Below are 16,644 nucleotides of genomic sequence, written 5' to 3' on the forward strand. Positions count from 1 at the left end.
AAATGGAGAACAACGCACAGTTTGCCTAAAATATGGGCTAGAACCAACTAAAACGCATAGGGAGGTCCATAGAGATGAAAGCGCTATTAAAAAAATCAGCAAGTCTAATTCTGACTCTGGGCATTGTAGGCAGTCTGGCGGCATGTTCATCCGGTTCGTCCGGCGGAGGAGCACAGGGGGAAAGTAACGGCAAGATCAAGCTGACGCTGTGGGATCAATCGGTCGGCAATACCGATCCTTCGGCCAAGTTACTGCCCGAGATTGTTGAGAAATGGAACAGCGAGCATTCGGACATTCAGGTTGAACGTACGGGCACGACAGGAGAACAGTACAAAACCAAAGTCAAAACATCGATTGCAGCTGGTGAAGCGCCAGACCTGTTCTATGGCATGGGTGGTGGCAGCTTCATGCAGCCGTACATCAAATCCGGCAATGTGCTGGAAATCTCAAGTTACCTGACGGACGATATCAAAGAACGAATGGGGCCGGGTATGGCGGAGGCCATCAATATGGACGGCAAAATCTACACATTGCCCGTGTATACCCATATCGCCAACCTTTACGTGAATACGGAATTGTTCGAGCAGGCAGGTGCCAAGATTCCGACCACATATAACGAACTGTTGGATGCAGTCACCAAGCTGAAAGCGGCAGGAATCACCCCGGCTGTGATTGGAGAGAAGGACCGCTGGCCGGGCATGTACTGGTACGACATTATTGCGATGCGTCAGGCAGGCAATGCTGCGGTGATGGAAGCCTTTAAAGATCCGTCGAAGTGGGATTCGCCCGATTTTGTTGCCGCTGCCACCAAAATGCAGCAGCTTGCACAAGCAGGAGCGTTCAACAGCAGCATGTTCAGCATGAGCTATGACGAGATGCTTGGGGCATTTAATGCAGGCAACGGGGCGATGATGTTCCAGGCCAACTGGGTGAATGCAGGAATTGAGGACCCGTCCTCCGCAGTCAAAGGCAAAGTGAAAGTGATCCCGTTCCCGGTGTTTGAGGATGGCAAAGGCACAAATACCGAAATCTTCGGCGGAGCCGTCGATGGTTTCTACATCAACCAGAATACCAAACATCCGAAGGAAGCCGTGGAATTCCTCATGTATCTGAGTGAGCAGCTTGGTACGCAAGGGTTCCTGGCTGGAGCGGGTCTGCCAAGCTGGAAAACCGATGCACTCGACACATCCAGCCTGTCCTCCCTTGATCTGTCTGCGGCAGATATTATGAAAACGGCGACCTCATTCATCGCGTGGTGGGATAACATTCTGCCTGCGGAGTCTGCCGAAGCGCACAAAAATCTGATTGCCCAGCTGCTTGCCGGCGATGTAACACCGGAGGAGTTCTGCAAACAGATGGCACAGCTCAAACCAACAGAGCTAAGTCTATAGAAAACAGGTAGGCAGGTATACGTGCGTGCAAGCTTACAAGCTTAAATGCTTACAGGCCTTAGGTCCTTACACTACAAGTCTTTGCAAATTGCCTGTGAACATCTTGCGCATAGACCTTGTGAGCTTGCAATGCTACCGCTTCTAACCATGAAGATGAACCCAAACAAGGCGTGGTCCGGTATATCCCGGTCACGCCTTTGAGAGGAGAACAACAATGAACTCTGTATTTTCCAATAAAGGCACGATAGCCGTCTTTGTATTACCCACGCTGATTCTATTCTGCGGCATTGTGCTTATTCCCATCTTTGTCTCCAGTTATTACAGTCTGCTGGACTGGAACGGCGTGGGCAGGGGTACATTTATCGGCCTGGACAACTATGTAGAGATGTTTAAAGACACCCGTGTGCTGAATTCGATCAAAAACTCCCTGTTATTCGCGGGAGCTTCGGTGTTCATTCAACTGCCGATCTCGCTGGTGCTCGCGCTGATTCTGGCGTCCAACGTGAAGGGGGAAGGGTTCTACCGGACCGTGTATTTTATCCCGGTGTTGATCTCAACGGTGGTTATTGCCCAGTTGTGGTCAAAAATCTACAATGCCGATTATGGCCTGCTGAACGTGCTGCTGCAAAGTATTGGCTTATCCAGCCTGGCACAGGACTGGCTGGGGCAGAAGGACACCGCGCTGGCGGCATCGTTTATTCCGACCTTGTGGCAGTACGTGGGGTATCACATGCTGCTGATGTATGCAGGAGCAAAGTCCGTGTCTCAGGATGTGCTCGAAGCTGCTCGAATGGATGGTGCTTCCCGTATTCGGACGGCGTGGTCCATTATGATCCCGCTGATGAAGCCGATTCTGAAGGTAAGCCTTGTTTTTTCCGTCATCGGTGCGTTCAAGGTGTTTGACCTGATCTATGTGCTGACGGGAGGCGGACCGTTCTACACCACTGAAGTGCCAAGCACGCTGATGTACGCTACCATTTTTGATACGTTCCGGTACGGATATGGCAGTGCGATCTCGGTCTTTATCATTGTGGAGTGTCTGGTGTGTACGATCCTCATTAATTCATTGTTCAAAACGGAGTAGAGGGAGGCAAAAGGCATGAGTACCATAGAAGTCATGTTGCAAAAAAAGCCCAAGCCGAGGTCCATCTCCGGACCGATCGGGAAAGTGTTTCTGCAAGCGTTTCTGATCCTCGTTGCGATTGTGCAGATCTACCCGCTCATCTGGCTGGCGCTGTTTTCCCTGAAGGATAACAGTGAAATCTTCAGCGGTGATGTGGCCGGGTTACCCAAAGCGTTTTTGTGGAGCAACTACACCAAAGCAATGTCTGACGGCCATGTGCTGACCTATTTTATGAATAGTGTGCTGGTTACTGCGGCCTCCATTATCTTGGTACTGATCTTGTCCTCCATGACGGGATACGCAATCACAAGAATGAACTGGAAGCTCAGCGGGTTCACGATGACACTCATTTTGCTGGGCATGATGGTGCCGATTCATGCGGCGCTGCTGCCATTATTTATTATTTTGAAGAATCTGAGCCTGCTCAACAGCTACTGGTCTCTGATCATTCCTTATGTGGCATTTGGCATTCCGATGGCGGTATTCATTCTGGGCAGTTTTTTCAAAGGTATCCCAAGAGAGATGGAGGAGTCGGCGGTTATCGACGGCTGCGGCATATACCGGACGTTTTTCTCCATTATTCTGCCTCTGGTAACCCCGGCCATATCAACTGTAGCGATCTTCACATTTCTGTCTTGCTGGAACGAGCTGATGTTTGCGGTCACGTTTATCAATAACACGGCTTACCAGACATTGACGGTGGGCATGATGTCGATGGTGGGAACGTACATTACGCAATGGGGCATCATTGGTGCGGGACTGATGATTACGACGGTGCCAACGGTAGTCATCTATCTGCTGTTGAACAAACAGGTGCAGAAGAGCATGATCGCAGGTGCGATCAAAGGTTAGCTGGAGGCTGGACTGGAGGGCGTGGCGGTAGAAGGGATTGCTGCTTGCTCGCTGTGCTCTCTTTCTGGTAGATATCTTCTTGATTCGGGATTTCGCAAGGTGTGATCTCTGGACTGGACCGCGGCCTATGGACATGGAATAATAAGGGTGATGTAGCCAGTCAGTTGCAGAGAGGGGTCATTATAGTATGGTCAATATTGCTATGGTAGTGCAGGAGTCTGTTCGGGAAAAGGTTGTGGCGTTCACGTTTGATGATGGGCCGCATCCAGTGTATACACCTCAAGTGCTTGAGATATTCCGTCGTGTCGGTGGGCAGGCAACGTTTTTCATGATTGGCCAAGAGATGGAGACTCACCCGGAGATTGCGGCGGAGGTGCACCGGGAAGGGCATGAGATCGCAAACCATACGTACACGCATCCGGACCTGACCAAGCTGACACTGGAGGAAGCCGGGGAGGAGCTGCAACGCGCAGAACGTCTTGTTCAAAAAGTTACGGGGCAACCTGCCCGAAGCTTCCGACCGCCGTATTTTGGCGTAAACGATGATATACTGTCTCTGTCAGCGGAGCGTGGATATCGTACGATTGGTGCGGCCAACGGGGATGCGAGGGATTGGGACAATCCCGGCGTTGAGCATATTCTGGAGCATAGCCGGTCTGCGGTGAAACCTGGCAGCGTGCTCATATTCCATGACGGTTACGGGGATCGTTCCCAGACGGTGGAGGCGGTTCGTGTGCTGGTGGATGAACTGGTTGCGGATGGGTACCGTATGGTCACGGTGAGTGAGTTATTGGACATTTCTCGTGAGCATGATATAAAGACGACATAATGAAGTGGACCCATCATTCTTTGAATGACAGGGTCCTTTTTTAAATATATATAATGCATAGGAAGAACGGAGCGGAAGCACAAACTTTGCTTGCCCTCTCAAACTACTTTATAATAATAGGCTAAACTAGATTATGTCAGGAGGAAACAATGGACTTTATCAGAAATCAACTAGAAGAACTCGGCATGAGTGAACCCTCCATTGGATACCTTTCGAATGTGATTATGATTATTTTTATCGCGCTAATCTCGGTACTGGCGAATGTTATTGCCAAGCGAGTGGTACTGAAGACGGTGCATCGTATCGTGAGTAACAATCGTTTCAAGTGGGGCCACATCGTGGTGCAGAAAAATTTATTTCAGAAGCTGTCACATCTCGTACCGGCCATTATTATCTATTATTCTGCTTATATTTTCCCGCCCTATCAGGCTTTGATTGAAAAATCAGCAATGACCTATATGATTGTTATCATGATTACGGTTCTGAATGCTCTGCTGAATGTCTTCGATGATATCTATCGTACCTATGAGGTGTCGAAGATTCGCCCAATCAAGAGTTACATTCAGGTAGCCAAGATTGTCCTGTTCATTATTGGGGGCATTATCGTCATCTCCAGCCTGATTGGACAGAACCCGCTCATTATCCTCAGTGGACTTGGGGCGTTATCGGCGGTATTAATGCTCGTATTCAAAGACTCGATTCTGGGCCTCGTGGCCGGTGTACAGCTATCGTCGAACGATATGGTACGCGTTGGTGACTGGATCGAGATGCCAAAGTATAATGCGGACGGTGACGTCATTGACATTACATTGAACACGGTAAAGGTTATGAATTTTGATAAAACAATTACGATGATTCCAAGCTACGCCCTCATTTCGGATTCGTTCCGTAACTGGAGGGGCATGCAGGTGTCCGGTGGCAGAAGGATTAAGCGGAGTATCTATATTGATATCAGCAGTATCCGTTTTTGTACGGAAGAGATGGTGGCTGAATTTGAGAAAATCCACTACCTGACTGATTATGTCACAGCAAAATTGAAAGAAATTCAAGCGTACAATATGGAGCACCAGGTGAATACCGAAAGCAACGTGAACGGCAGACAGCTCACAAACGTCGGTGTGTTCCGGGAATATATCCATCAATATCTGAGAAATCATCCGAAAATCAATAAGGATATGACGATGATTGTGAGACAACTAGCACCGGAAGATCGCGGACTGCCTCTTGAAATCTATGCATTCAGCAATGATATCAACTGGGGTGTGTATGAGAATGTGCAAGCGGATATCTTTGACCATATCTTCGCGGTGGCGCCAACATTTGGACTGCGGGCCTTCCAGAATCCAACCGGACATGACATTGTGCAACTGAAAGAGGATAAGCAATATGCGCGAGAATACTAGGGCCTCATCATAGCTTTGCCTTTTCCAATATACTTTTTCAACTCATAAGCCGTTAACCCATCTGGGTTGAGGGCTTTTTGTCTGTGATATAATAGGCATATTTTAAGAACGAAGAAGTAGGGGGAACGCATATGGATTGGGAAGCCCATATCGAACGGTGGAGCCGAACTGCCGTTAGATTGCTAGATATTCGGTATTATCGTGCGGAGCATGGAACGGTTCCTGATCACTATGTAGCGCATACCAGCTTTTTCTTAATTACTACTCATGGAGAGGCTAAGGTGAGTATATCTGGCAAGGTCTTCCAGACTAATTCACCTTACATATTGCATGGGGGAGCAGATGCTGAGCTGAGTATTATACCGCTGGATCAGGACTTTGTCTGCTATCTGATTTTATATACAGCGGAGTGTGCATCGCCGGAAGATCAGAAGAGCTTCCAAGTGACGTATGGGTTCGCCCCGTATGCAGTACTCCCTGTTCAGGAAAAGTGTGAAGCCATGAACCGTCTGTGGCAAGAGCCAACCCCTATAGACAAGCTACAGGCGCAATCGGTCTTTCTTCCATTGGTGTACGAGATCATGCGGCAACAGATCCAGACATCGGCCAAAAAGGAAGGCAGCAGATCCAACATCGTCACTGAGGCAATCCACTACATTCACGATCACTATAGTGAGCCGATTACAGCCGAGGAACTAGCCAAGAGATACCATTGCAGCGCCAGCTATGTATCCCGTTTGTTCAAAAACCAGATTGGACTAGGACCGATTGAATATCTCATTCATGTGCGTGTTCACAGATCAAAGCAATACCTTCTAAGATCCGAGGCCCGTATCCAGGAGATTGCGAGCAACGTAGGTTATGCAGATGTGTATTATTTCAGTCGCTTGTTCAAAAAGCATACCGGCTTATCGCCACTCCAGTTTCGTGCGGAACATCGGCAAAAGATTCAGGTTCAGTATAATCCATTGCGCGGGTTAGAATCGTCTATTGTAACCCCTAACTCCGGTTCTCATAATGAGAATGAGACTTATTATCAACGGATTAGGGAAGGGGACACATCCATGTTTAGATTTTCACGACCGGCCTTTGGGGCGATGATGTTATTATGTACATCCTTGCTTCTAAGTGCATGCCAGACAAGCAGTACTTCAGGAGCAGCGGCTTCCCAGCCAGCTTCATCAGATACGACTACTGCTGTAACTACAGACAGCGCAGCTACGGAAACGCGGATGTATAAACATCTGAAAGGCGAAACCGAGATTCCTGTGAATCCACAGCGAGTCGTCAGCTTCTATCACTTGGGTGAGTTAATGGCGCTTGGGGTGAAGCCGGTTGGAACAACGACATTTATTTTAGATAATCCACTTATAAGTGATACTTCCGGTATTTCAGATGTGGGTGTTCCGCCAGATGCCGAGAAAATTCTGTCACTGGAGCCAGATCTGATTGTTACAACGGCAGCATTTGCGGAGGCTGTGGAAGGTGGTTATGATGCACTAAGTCAGATCGCTCCAACCATTGTTGTCGAGCAGTACAACGACCCGATTAAAGATGTGGAGATGTTTGGTGATATTCTTGGGAAACAAGAGGAAGCGCGGTTATGGAATGAGCAATTCAAGGCCAAAATCGCGGAGTATAAAGAGAAGATTAGCCCTTATGTAGGTGCCGATGAGACGTTCTCCATATTAAACGTACGTCCAGATGCTCTTTTTGTATACGGGGATACCAATATGGGAGGCAATATCATCTACAAGTATCTCGGGTTGAAGCCAACCGCCAAGGTAGAGACAGACGTGATCAAAGGTGAGACGTGGGAAATTTCTTCTGAGGTGATTCCTGACTTTATTGGTGACCGGTTATTCCTTGCTGTCAATGACGGGGCGGAGGATAAACTCAAGGATGTACAGAAACTGATTGAGCAATCGCCAGCAGGGAAAGCGAATAAGGTCTACAATATTGATTTTGACGAGTTTCTGCTCAGTGACCCCATTTCGGTAGAGCAACAGCTGGACATCATTGTTGATATACTGGTCGGAAACAACGAGTAGGACGTCCAATACCTTGTGGTCTCTCTTATGCCAAATTGATTCAAGCCCACTGGGAGGGGTAGAATAACGAGAGGACGGTCAATGTTTAACAGTCTAATCTCGGAACGAAAATCTAACCTTTTGGCAAAGGAGAGTTCTCACATGAATCATATTCCGGAATATACATTGAACGATGGCTTGAAAGTACCTGCAATTGGATTTGGTACCTATAGTTTAAAAGGTGAAGAAGGCGTTAAATCGATCGCGTCTGCAATGGATGCGGGTTATCGATTAATTGATACGGCGTATAACTATGAGAATGAGGCAACGGTGGGCAGAGCAATCAAGCAAAGCTCCATCGCCAGAGAAAATCTGCTCATTTCCTCTAAGCTGCCGGGGCGTTATCATGCTCATGATAAAGCACTTGTGGCGATCCAGGAATCCCTGTATAGAGCGGATCTGGATTATTACGATCTGTATCTGATTCACTGGCCCAATCCGAAGAAGGACATGTATGTCGAGGCATGGCAAGCGCTGATTGAAGCGAAAAAACGCGGGTATATTCGTTCCATCGGAGTGAGTAACTTCCTACCTGAACATAATGAACGCCTGATTAAGGAAACAGGGATAGCGCCGAGTCTGAATCAGATTGAGCTTCATCCGTTCTTTGACCAAGCCGATCAGCGGGAACAGGATACGAAGCATGGCATCGTGAACGAATCCTGGAGTCCGATTGGACGTGGCAATGATGCCGTACAGGATATTCTGAAGGATGAGAACATTCTTCGGATTGCGGAAACGCATGGCAAAACGCCAACTCAGATCATTCTGCGCTGGCATGTTCAGCTAGGTTCCATTCCCATTCCGAAAGCTGGCTCCTTGCAGCATCAGCAGGAAAATATCGATATATTCGATTTTGAGTTGAGCACAGAAGAGATGCAGGTCATCTCTGCATTTAATCGTCAGGATGGACGTTTGTGGGATCAGGACCCAAGCGAGTACGAAGAATTTTAAAGAACGACAAATGAAGGGCTGCTCCATGTCAGATATGACAGGAGGCAGCCCTTTATTGTTGAAGCATAGTAAGCAATGTTGCAGTTTTTTATGTTGCGTAATTTCTGTTTACTGTCCCGCAGGAATCCGGAAGGTCAGAATCTCATACGGTTTGATATCAAAAGAAATCCGACCATTTTCCACGGTGCATTCCACTTCGTTGTTCTCAAGCAAATCACACGCGTACGCCGTTGTACCTGCTCCCTCAGGCAATTGCAGGGAAGCACGGCTGCGGCGGCCGTGTGCTTCATAGAGACGGATGATCATATCATCGTTGTTCTCGGCTTTTTTGATAACCTCCAGCACGACATTATCCTGATCGACCGATGCGAGTGACCATGTTCCCGGCAACGTACCGGTTTGCGATGCAATCTCACGAGCAACCAGCGGACGGTTGAGATCATAAGCAGCTTGTATGACACGTCCTTCACGGAAGTCGCCCTGATGCGGATAGAGCGCGTAGGTGAATACGTGCTGCTCTTTGTCGGCATTTTCATTCGGGTACGTTGCGCTCTTGATCAGTGACAGTCGCATCACCGAGTTATGAATATCATATCCGTATTTGCAGTCGTTCAGCAGAGCAGCACCGTACCCGTTCTCCGCCAGATCGGCCCACTTCTGTCCGCATACTTCAAACCGGGCTTGATCCCAGCTCGTATTACGGTGGGTAGCGCGCTCAACGTTGCCGTACTGGATTTCGTAGACCGCTTTCTCACTCCAGATATCGAGCGGGAAGGCGGCTTTCAGCAGCAAATGTTCCTGTTTCCAATCCACAAACGTACGGAAATCAATCCGGCGTGTATGTGCGTAGAAGATGATCGTTTGCTCAATGACCGAGTCCAGGAACTGTCGCTTCACTTGAAGCACGGAACGTACCGGCCCGCTTTCAACCCAATCCAGCGACTGCAGGTCGTTAATCTCCCACATATGCTGTTCATAATAATCGTCAATGTTCCATGCCTCGTATTCCGCAGGTCGATCCTCGAACACTTGCAGCACGTTACCGCGCTTGCCAGACTGAAGCAGCTCACGGCCCTCCAGCTTGTCCCAAACGGATGTGAATTCGGCACTTTCATTCAGTTGAATATCATACCAAGGTGTATGGATGTGGCGCTGATCTGCTTCCCACTGTACAACCGATACCCCCGCGACAAGCTCGTCTGTCAGATCCGGTGTAATTCGGAAGGATTTATACCCGGATGCAGGCACGTTCTCTGCAAGGAACACAAGTCCGCCTTCGGGAGTTCGCTGGCTTGGTACAGGGTGATCTCCATCGTAGACGGTTACTTTTCTTGCAAAAGCAGGCAGTTCAACCACATCCGTGCGTACAAATCCGGTGGTGTTAAATACCACAATGGCTTCGCCATCAGATGTAATTCGGCTGGCAATGCCGTTCAGTGCGCTGTCTTTCAGCTCATCTGTGACACGCAGAACTTCTTCATATTGCTCCTGGGAATCCACATATACCTGCTCAATGGAGCTGCCCGGGAGAATATCATGGAACTGGTTCAGCATCGTCAGCTTCCATGCATGCTCCAGTGCATTGGTTGGATAGGTCGCCTGTGCATTCGCCTGACGATGAATCATGGCATACAGCTCGGCATCAGCCAGCGCAAATTCGCTATGACGGTTGTACCGTTTGTTACGCGCCATGGACGTGTAGGTACCCCGGTGATACTCCAGATAAAGCTCACCCGACCAGCGGGGAACGGAAGGAACATCCGCCAGATTTTGCTCCAACTTCTCGAAAAACTCGCGTACAAAGGTACGTTTCACCGCAGGTACACCCGGCAATCCAACATCAAGTCGTCTGCCATGCTCCAGCATCTCTTCGGTTGGTCCACCGCCGCCATCTCCGAATCCGAAACATTGCAGGACATCTGCATTGATGTTTTTGTTCTGGTATCGCTGCCACGTGCCTTTTACTTGCGAAGCATTAAATCGTCCATTATAGGTTGTTTCGAAGCGGCGCTGCCTGAAATCGGGATGTTTGTCATAGTCTGTTGCTGTGATGAAATGGGTCAGGACCTCTGATCCGTCGATTCCTCGCCAGTACATCGTGTCGTTTGGAATCTGGTTGGTATCATTCCAGGCAATTTTGGTTGTCATAAAATAGTCAATACCGCTCTTGCGCATAATCTGCGGCATCGCTGCACTATAACCAAATACATCCGGCAACCAGAGCACACGGTTCTCCACGCCGAATTCTTCCTTGAAGAAACGTTTGCCGTAGATAATCTGACGGATCATGGATTCACCCGAGATCAGGTTACAATCGGCTTCCAGCCACATGGAACCTTCCGCTTCCCAGCGGCCCTCGGCCACCTTTTCCTTGATTTTCTCATATAGGGACGGGTAGTCTGCTTTCAGGTATGCATACAGCTGGGGCTGAGAGGACATGAAGGTATACTCCGGGAACTTGTCCATCAAGTAGAGTACACTCGCGAAGCTGCGAATGACCTTCTCCCGAGTCTGATCCAATGTCCATAGCCAAGCCACATCGATATGCGTATGTCCGATACAGTGCACGGTAGGGATATGATCACCAGCAGGGCGGATATCACCATAGACATGATCTTGCAGATATTGGCGCGCTTCCAGCACCGACGCATGGAATTCTGCGCTGTTCTCCTGACGCAAATCCAGCAGATTCACGGCTTTATTCAGGTGTTCGACCAACTTCAGCCGCTCCAGATCATCCTCACGCAGCAGATCGGCAGCATCGAGCGCAGCCTTAAGATCGTAATACAAATCGGAGACTTGCTGATGATGCTCGGCAATATATACATTCAGAAAAACATCCGCGGCAGAAGTACTGCAATACGCATATAATGCCAGCTCAAACTCTTCGCCTTTCACCGCGGATGAGGTCAAGTCGATTTCCGTATGGTTCACATCCAGACCGCAGATCAATTCCCCATTGAGGAATGCCAGAAATTGCGGATTATCGTAATTCCAAATGTCATCAGCACCAGTGACGATGGCACACACGACCTTTTTTCCCTCCAGATGATCCGGAATCTGAATGCGGGTTTTGAAGCAGCTGTGTACGTCTTTGCCACCCCAGCCATCACCCTTACGGAATACGTTCCAGGAGGAAGGGTCCTCATGCACCAGTTCCCAGGAGTGGTAACCACTCTCTTTATGATAAAGCTCAGGGATATATGTCTTTGAGGTTAGTCGTGCACGTTCCAAGTGTTTAACAATGGTATGGATTCGAGTATACAAGGAATTCATTTTCATGTTGGTTTCCCACCTTGGTTTGTAGTAAGTACAGGCTGTGGTCGTTGTTGGAGCGAGAATACTGCAAGCGCTAACATATCAACTTTATCATAACAAAAGAGAAATGGCCGAAACTACGTATTGTATGCTGAAAACAACGTCTTTTTATTGCATTTCATGCTAAAATAAACTCATTAGAACCAGGATGGGGGCATGTTCATGACACAATCGGTTTTGGCATACGAGCAGGGATATGCGGTCCATGTGAACCAGCCTGGAGATTCGCTTTTTTATCATCTGGATTATGACGAGCGTTCTCATGATCTAAATATGGAGTTTCAGCATTTCCATGATTTCTATGAAATCTGTATTCTTCTGGATCGCACGGCTGCCCACATCATTGAAGGCAGTTTGTACGAGATTCAACCTTATGATATCGTTCTGTTGCGGCCTTCCTTACTACACAAGACGCAATATCCGAAGGGCGCCCCACCGAAACGATTGATGATCACCTTTGCCATACCACGCAATACACCTGGCCTTGAGAGCGATTACAATGAGCTATTTTCGATTTTTGATGAACCCATTCCGATATTCCGATTTACAGAAGAAAGACGCAAGGAAGTCCTCGCGCCGATCAATGATATTTTTGCTATATCGCAGCAGCCTTCTGCACTTCAATCGGTAATGATTCATAGCAAGTTCGTGGAGTTTCTCTGTGCTCTTCATCGTTACTCACCAGAGAACGGGTATGTGCGTGAAGAGACTGGATCATCGATGTCCCGACGGATGTATGCCATTGCATCCTATATTCATAGTCATTATCAGCAGGATTTATCTCTGGATGAGGTATCCAAGCGCTTTTATGTAAGTGCCCATCACTTGTCTCGCCAATTCAATAAGGTTACCGGCTTCACCTTCACGGAGTATGTGCAGATGACCCGTATTCGGAATGCCCAGCAATTGCTGCTGAATTCGAGTGAGAAAATCACAGATATTGCTGCACAGTGTGGGTTCACAAGCTTTTCCCAGTTCAACCGCATCTTCAACAAACAGAACGGAATGTCACCGAGTGCATATCGCCGAAGCAGACATTCGCAGAGCGAACGTGAAGTGATATCCTTGGGTAGGCCTGAGCGCTGATTGAAGACAGAGATAATCGGGAGATGTCCATGGAGATGTGCTGCATGAATGGCGATAGCCACAAATATATGAATATATGAAGATATACAAAAAGGCAAACCCTCCAAGTTACAAAGGGATTGCCTTTTTCCTTCTATTATATAGATTACGTCTACCTAGTGATGGTGGCACAACCAGAATTACTCATGTCCCTCGTATAAAGGCTACTCTTAAACTTGATCCTTCGGCGCCAGCTCAATGGCAGAGCGGATGGCAGCCAGCATACTTTTATCATCGGCGATATTTTTACCAGCGATATCAAAGGCCGTACCGTGGTCAACTGATGTACGGATGATGCCGCCTTTCAGGCCAACGGTGATGTTCACGCCTTCCTCGATGCCCATTACTTTGATCGGCGCATGGCCTTGGTCGTGGTAGCAGGCTACAACGATATCGAAGTCCCCGCGACCAGCGCGGAAGAAGAGTGTGTCCGCCGGGAGTGGACCAACGACGTTAATGCCTTCCTGCTGTGCACGCTCAATGCCGGGCTGCAGCTTCTCTTCTTCTTCACCATTACCGAACAAGCCGTTCTCCCCGGCATGAGGATTGATTCCGCATACGGCAACGCGCGGATTCTCAAAGCCTGCTTTTTTCAACGTATCATGAGCAAGCTTCACAACGGTGTACGTTCTTTCCGGGTTGATACTTGCAATGGCATCGATCAGACCCATGTGTGTTGTCAGGTGAATAACGCGCAGATTCGGCGTGGTCAGCATCATAGAGAAGTCCTGCGTATCCGTCAGATCCGCCAGAATCTCGGTGTGTCCCGGGTACAGGTGCCCCCCTTGGTGCAGAGCTTCCTTGTTCAAAGGCGCGGTGCAGATGGAGTGAATCTGCTGTTTTTTGGCAAGATCAATGGCTTTGGCGAGAAACTGGAATGCTGCATCCCCAGCCACGGCAGATACTTTACCGTATTCGAGATCCGCAGGAACGAGGTTCAGATCAATCACATCCACAGTACCGAATTCATACTTGGCTTCGGAAGGCTCTTGAATCGCGTTAACGTTAAGACTTGAGCCGATGACAGGTAACACACGCTCCAGAATTTTCGCGTCACCAATAACGAGTAGGTTGCACTGATCGTACATCTCTTGATGACCCAGTGCTTTCATAATAATCTCCGGTCCAATACCTGCTGCGTCGCCCATTGTAATTCCAATTGTAGGTTTCATACAAGAATACCCCCTTTTAATTTTTGAATCGCATGGATAAAGACATCCGGTTTACCGAATCCGCCTGCTTTGGTAATCACATGCAGATCATCAATCCCTATAAACTTGGAGATCGGAACGCCGATTTCAAGCTCATCCAGCAGCTCGAAGCCGCTAATATTCCATTTCAGACAGATTTGTTTTGCCGTATCGCCACCGGTCATGGATACCCCTTTGAAAAGTCCCTCTTCCAGCAGTCTGGCACAGATTTCACCCATTGCGAGTACAATTTGGTTGCTGACTTCCGTGTGATTGAGACCACGAACTTCGCCCGTTGCCCGTGCCAGTTCGATATCCACCTGTTCAGCGGTGGAGTAGAGGACAACATCTTGTCCTTCCAGCGCTTTGTCTCGGACCTCCTTATAGACACGTTCCATCTCTTCCGTGCGGTCTGCGGCTGCGGATACCGCTTTGAAAGAATGGAAGGAGACTGAAGCCACGCGGGACTTGCGCATCAAGCGATGCAGCTGCTCACGGGAATTCTTGTTTACGCTGCCTACCACCGTTAAGATTGGACCGGAATTCTCCGGGATATCAAGTGAAGCAGCTCTGGATTCCAGCTCGTAATGCGCAGGGAGGTAATTGGCAATACCCGCCGAGCCTGCCCAAGTAAAGGTATAATCCATTTCGCGAGTCATCTGCAGGATCAGTTCCAGATGGCGTTCTTCGGTGGAGTCCACCAGTACATACGGGATGTTATCTGTTTTCAGCTGCTCCAGCTTGGTGCGAATATGATTCTGCCCGGCTTCCAGATCGGCGACGGTGATCTCGCGAACTTCGTACTTGGTCTGTTGTTTCAACAAGTCCGGAAGGTAGGAAATCGTAACAGGTGTCTTCGGATCATGGGCAATTTCAGTATCTGCCAGCGGAACGCCGTTCAGGTAATGAATTCCTTCCAATATCGTCCGGTTATTTTTGGGATAACCCGGGGCAATCATCATAAAGTCCGGCTTTACGACATCATATACAGCATCAATCTCGATGCCTATATTGCCGCGCATGGTGGAATCCATTTTTTTGAAAATCGTCTCGAATCCGTTTTTTGTCAGCAATTCAGCAGCCCGATATACACGGTCATACGCTTCCTGCGGGGATATGGAACGACTATCTGTATCAAAGACGACAGCATCGTATCGTGTAAGAGGTCCTTCATCTATGTTAAAAAGAACACTGGTCTTCAAGCCATGCCGGGCAAGCTGCACCCCGCTGTCATTGGCACCGGTCAAATCATCTGCAATAATAGCTAATTTCATGCAGTCATCCCTCCTTGTAAGCAAAATTTCATAATAAGTCCGTCAGATCATCAATTGGCACAGATTAAGCATATCGGATCAGGTGATAACCATTTATGTGGTTGGTCGTTGATTGTATTTCTCGACTCCACCTGATTTCTCCAGTCGTTTGGAGAGGAAGCCGATGAAGATTGGCAACAGGATGGCCGTCGTTACAACACTCGCCGCAATCTGCACCGTAGCAATCTCGGCAATCGGGCCAAATGAAGCATTAGCAGCCACGATGGCAGCAGGTGTACCTACGGCATTCCCGGCTGTTGAACCTTCGGAAGCACCAACGATGGGGTTCCAGCCAATGGCTTTAAAGAGCAGGAAACCGATTCCGCCCGTTAATAGCACGGTCAACACACCTAGTAAAATTCCGCTAAGACCACCTTGAATGATGGAGGAGAAGCTAATGTTCATACCCAGAGCAAATGCGAAGAACGGAACAAGTTTGTCACTGCCTTTATGCAGCCACCCCGCCAGATTGCGGTCCAGATTACCAATAATGACACCAACGATGAGCGGAAGCAATACCGCAACAAAGGCCATAGGGGAGAACATGCCGTTGGCAAAACCCATCGCACCAAAGATGGAGAGCGCTACCATGGTCAGGAACGGACCATCACTGAGTGCCAGGAAAGGGTAGGCTGCCTTGTCATCTTCTTTACCGTATTGACCAGCGAGTGCGATGTACAAACCGCCATTGGAGTTAGTCATCGCAGCAATAATGGCAAGCGGGGCAAGGCCGAGAAATAACCCGTTTGAATCCGCGAACAAAATAGCGATAAAACCAAGGGCTGCACCAATCACCCATTTGAACGTAAGCAAGGTCAAACCTTTTCCGACAGAGGAACCTGCTGTTTTAAACGTAATCTGTGTACCCGCAATGAACAGGAACAGGGCAATCAAAGTACTGGCACTGTTAACGAAGAGAGCTTCCGTGAATCCGCCAATGCGCAGAGCATTCGGGAAGAATGTATTGATGGTTGCACCAAGTAACAGGGGAACGACCATCATACCGCCAGGGATGCGATCTAAAGTTGCTTTAATGTTCATAGTAGTAGCTCCTTA

The 16,644-nt window shown here is 48.5% G+C and carries 12 protein-coding genes; 8 read left to right on the forward strand and 4 right to left on the reverse strand.

Features of this window, described 5'->3' with window-relative positions; translation table 11 throughout:
- Window positions 1-74: 74 nt before the first annotated feature.
- The 7 genes from V6669_RS01020 to V6669_RS01050 all read left to right on the forward strand — a co-directional run bounded on the left by V6669_RS01020 (window position 75) and on the right by V6669_RS01050 (window position 8,642).
- Entirely contained in the window at window positions 75-1,391 is a 1,317-nt protein-coding gene (locus V6669_RS01020; protein WP_338589938.1) for an extracellular solute-binding protein, read from the forward strand.
- Window positions 1,392-1,605: 214 nt separating this feature from the next.
- Entirely contained in the window at window positions 1,606-2,475 is an 870-nt protein-coding gene (locus V6669_RS01025; protein ID WP_076210184.1) for a sugar ABC transporter permease, read from the forward strand.
- A 15-nt stretch (window positions 2,476-2,490) separates the two neighbouring features.
- Window positions 2,491-3,366, forward strand: coding sequence for a carbohydrate ABC transporter permease (locus tag V6669_RS01030; RefSeq protein ID WP_338589944.1), 876 nt, complete (start codon window positions 2,491-2,493; stop codon window positions 3,364-3,366).
- 187 nt (window positions 3,367-3,553) lie between these two features.
- Window positions 3,554-4,195, forward strand: coding sequence for a polysaccharide deacetylase family protein (locus tag V6669_RS01035; RefSeq protein ID WP_338589946.1), 642 nt, complete (start codon window positions 3,554-3,556; stop codon window positions 4,193-4,195).
- A gap of 149 nt (window positions 4,196-4,344) precedes the next feature.
- Window positions 4,345-5,598, forward strand: a complete 1,254-nt coding sequence (locus tag V6669_RS01040; RefSeq protein WP_338589948.1) for a mechanosensitive ion channel domain-containing protein — start codon at window positions 4,345-4,347, stop codon at window positions 5,596-5,598.
- A 131-nt stretch (window positions 5,599-5,729) separates the two neighbouring features.
- The gene (locus tag V6669_RS01045; protein ID WP_338589951.1) at window positions 5,730-7,649 is read left to right on the forward strand and encodes an AraC family transcriptional regulator; all 1,920 of its coding nucleotides are present in this window, start codon (window positions 5,730-5,732) and stop codon (window positions 7,647-7,649) included.
- 141 nt (window positions 7,650-7,790) lie between these two features.
- On the forward strand, window positions 7,791-8,642 hold the full coding sequence (locus V6669_RS01050) for an aldo/keto reductase (RefSeq protein WP_338589953.1): 852 nt from the start codon (window positions 7,791-7,793) through the stop codon (window positions 8,640-8,642).
- 108 nt (window positions 8,643-8,750) lie between these two features.
- On the opposite strand, the gene V6669_RS01055 is transcribed toward V6669_RS01050, so the two are convergent.
- The gene (locus V6669_RS01055) at window positions 8,751-11,924 is read right to left on the reverse strand and encodes an alpha-mannosidase (protein WP_338589955.1); all 3,174 of its coding nucleotides are present in this window, start codon (window positions 11,922-11,924) and stop codon (window positions 8,751-8,753) included.
- A gap of 198 nt (window positions 11,925-12,122) precedes the next feature.
- Here V6669_RS01055 and V6669_RS01060 point away from each other — a divergent pair, with 198 nt between their 5' ends.
- On the forward strand, window positions 12,123-13,046 hold the full coding sequence (locus V6669_RS01060; RefSeq protein WP_338589957.1) for an AraC family transcriptional regulator: 924 nt from the start codon (window positions 12,123-12,125) through the stop codon (window positions 13,044-13,046).
- Window positions 13,047-13,255: 209 nt separating this feature from the next.
- Here V6669_RS01060 and pdxA read toward each other — a convergent pair whose 3' ends face one another.
- The 3 genes from pdxA to V6669_RS01075 all read right to left on the reverse strand — a co-directional run bounded on the left by pdxA (window position 13,256) and on the right by V6669_RS01075 (window position 16,629).
- The gene (gene pdxA, locus V6669_RS01065; RefSeq protein WP_338589959.1) at window positions 13,256-14,257 is read right to left on the reverse strand and encodes a 4-hydroxythreonine-4-phosphate dehydrogenase PdxA; all 1,002 of its coding nucleotides are present in this window, start codon (window positions 14,255-14,257) and stop codon (window positions 13,256-13,258) included.
- The gene (locus tag V6669_RS01070) at window positions 14,254-15,549 is read right to left on the reverse strand and encodes a four-carbon acid sugar kinase family protein (RefSeq protein WP_338589961.1); all 1,296 of its coding nucleotides are present in this window, start codon (window positions 15,547-15,549) and stop codon (window positions 14,254-14,256) included. The genes pdxA and V6669_RS01070 overlap by 4 nt, the downstream gene beginning before the upstream one ends.
- 93 nt (window positions 15,550-15,642) lie before the next feature.
- On the reverse strand, window positions 15,643-16,629 hold the full coding sequence (locus tag V6669_RS01075) for a 2-keto-3-deoxygluconate permease (protein WP_338589963.1): 987 nt from the start codon (window positions 16,627-16,629) through the stop codon (window positions 15,643-15,645).
- Window positions 16,630-16,644 lie beyond the last annotated feature (15 nt).

This window comes from Paenibacillus sp. Y5S-9, from assembly GCF_036894235.1.
GTDB lineage: Bacteria > Bacillota > Bacilli > Paenibacillales > Paenibacillaceae > Paenibacillus.

Coding starts and splice junctions, on each gene's coding strand:
- V6669_RS01020 (WP_338589938.1), top strand. CDS start 75: ATGAAAGCGCTATTAAAAAAATCAGCAAGTCTAATTCTGACTCTGGGC.
- V6669_RS01025 (WP_076210184.1), top strand. CDS start 1,606: ATGAACTCTGTATTTTCCAATAAAGGCACGATAGCCGTCTTTGTATTA.
- V6669_RS01030 (WP_338589944.1), top strand. CDS start 2,491: ATGAGTACCATAGAAGTCATGTTGCAAAAAAAGCCCAAGCCGAGGTCC.
- V6669_RS01035 (WP_338589946.1), top strand. CDS start 3,554: ATGGTCAATATTGCTATGGTAGTGCAGGAGTCTGTTCGGGAAAAGGTT.
- V6669_RS01040 (WP_338589948.1), top strand. CDS start 4,345: ATGGACTTTATCAGAAATCAACTAGAAGAACTCGGCATGAGTGAACCC.
- V6669_RS01045 (WP_338589951.1), top strand. CDS start 5,730: ATGGATTGGGAAGCCCATATCGAACGGTGGAGCCGAACTGCCGTTAGA.
- V6669_RS01050 (WP_338589953.1), top strand. CDS start 7,791: ATGAATCATATTCCGGAATATACATTGAACGATGGCTTGAAAGTACCT.
- V6669_RS01055 (WP_338589955.1), bottom strand. CDS start 11,924: ATGAAAATGAATTCCTTGTATACTCGAATCCATACCATTGTTAAACAC.
- V6669_RS01060 (WP_338589957.1), top strand. CDS start 12,123: ATGACACAATCGGTTTTGGCATACGAGCAGGGATATGCGGTCCATGTG.
- pdxA (WP_338589959.1), bottom strand. CDS start 14,257: ATGAAACCTACAATTGGAATTACAATGGGCGACGCAGCAGGTATTGGA.
- V6669_RS01070 (WP_338589961.1), bottom strand. CDS start 15,549: ATGAAATTAGCTATTATTGCAGATGATTTGACCGGTGCCAATGACAGC.
- V6669_RS01075 (WP_338589963.1), bottom strand. CDS start 16,629: ATGAACATTAAAGCAACTTTAGATCGCATCCCTGGCGGTATGATGGTC.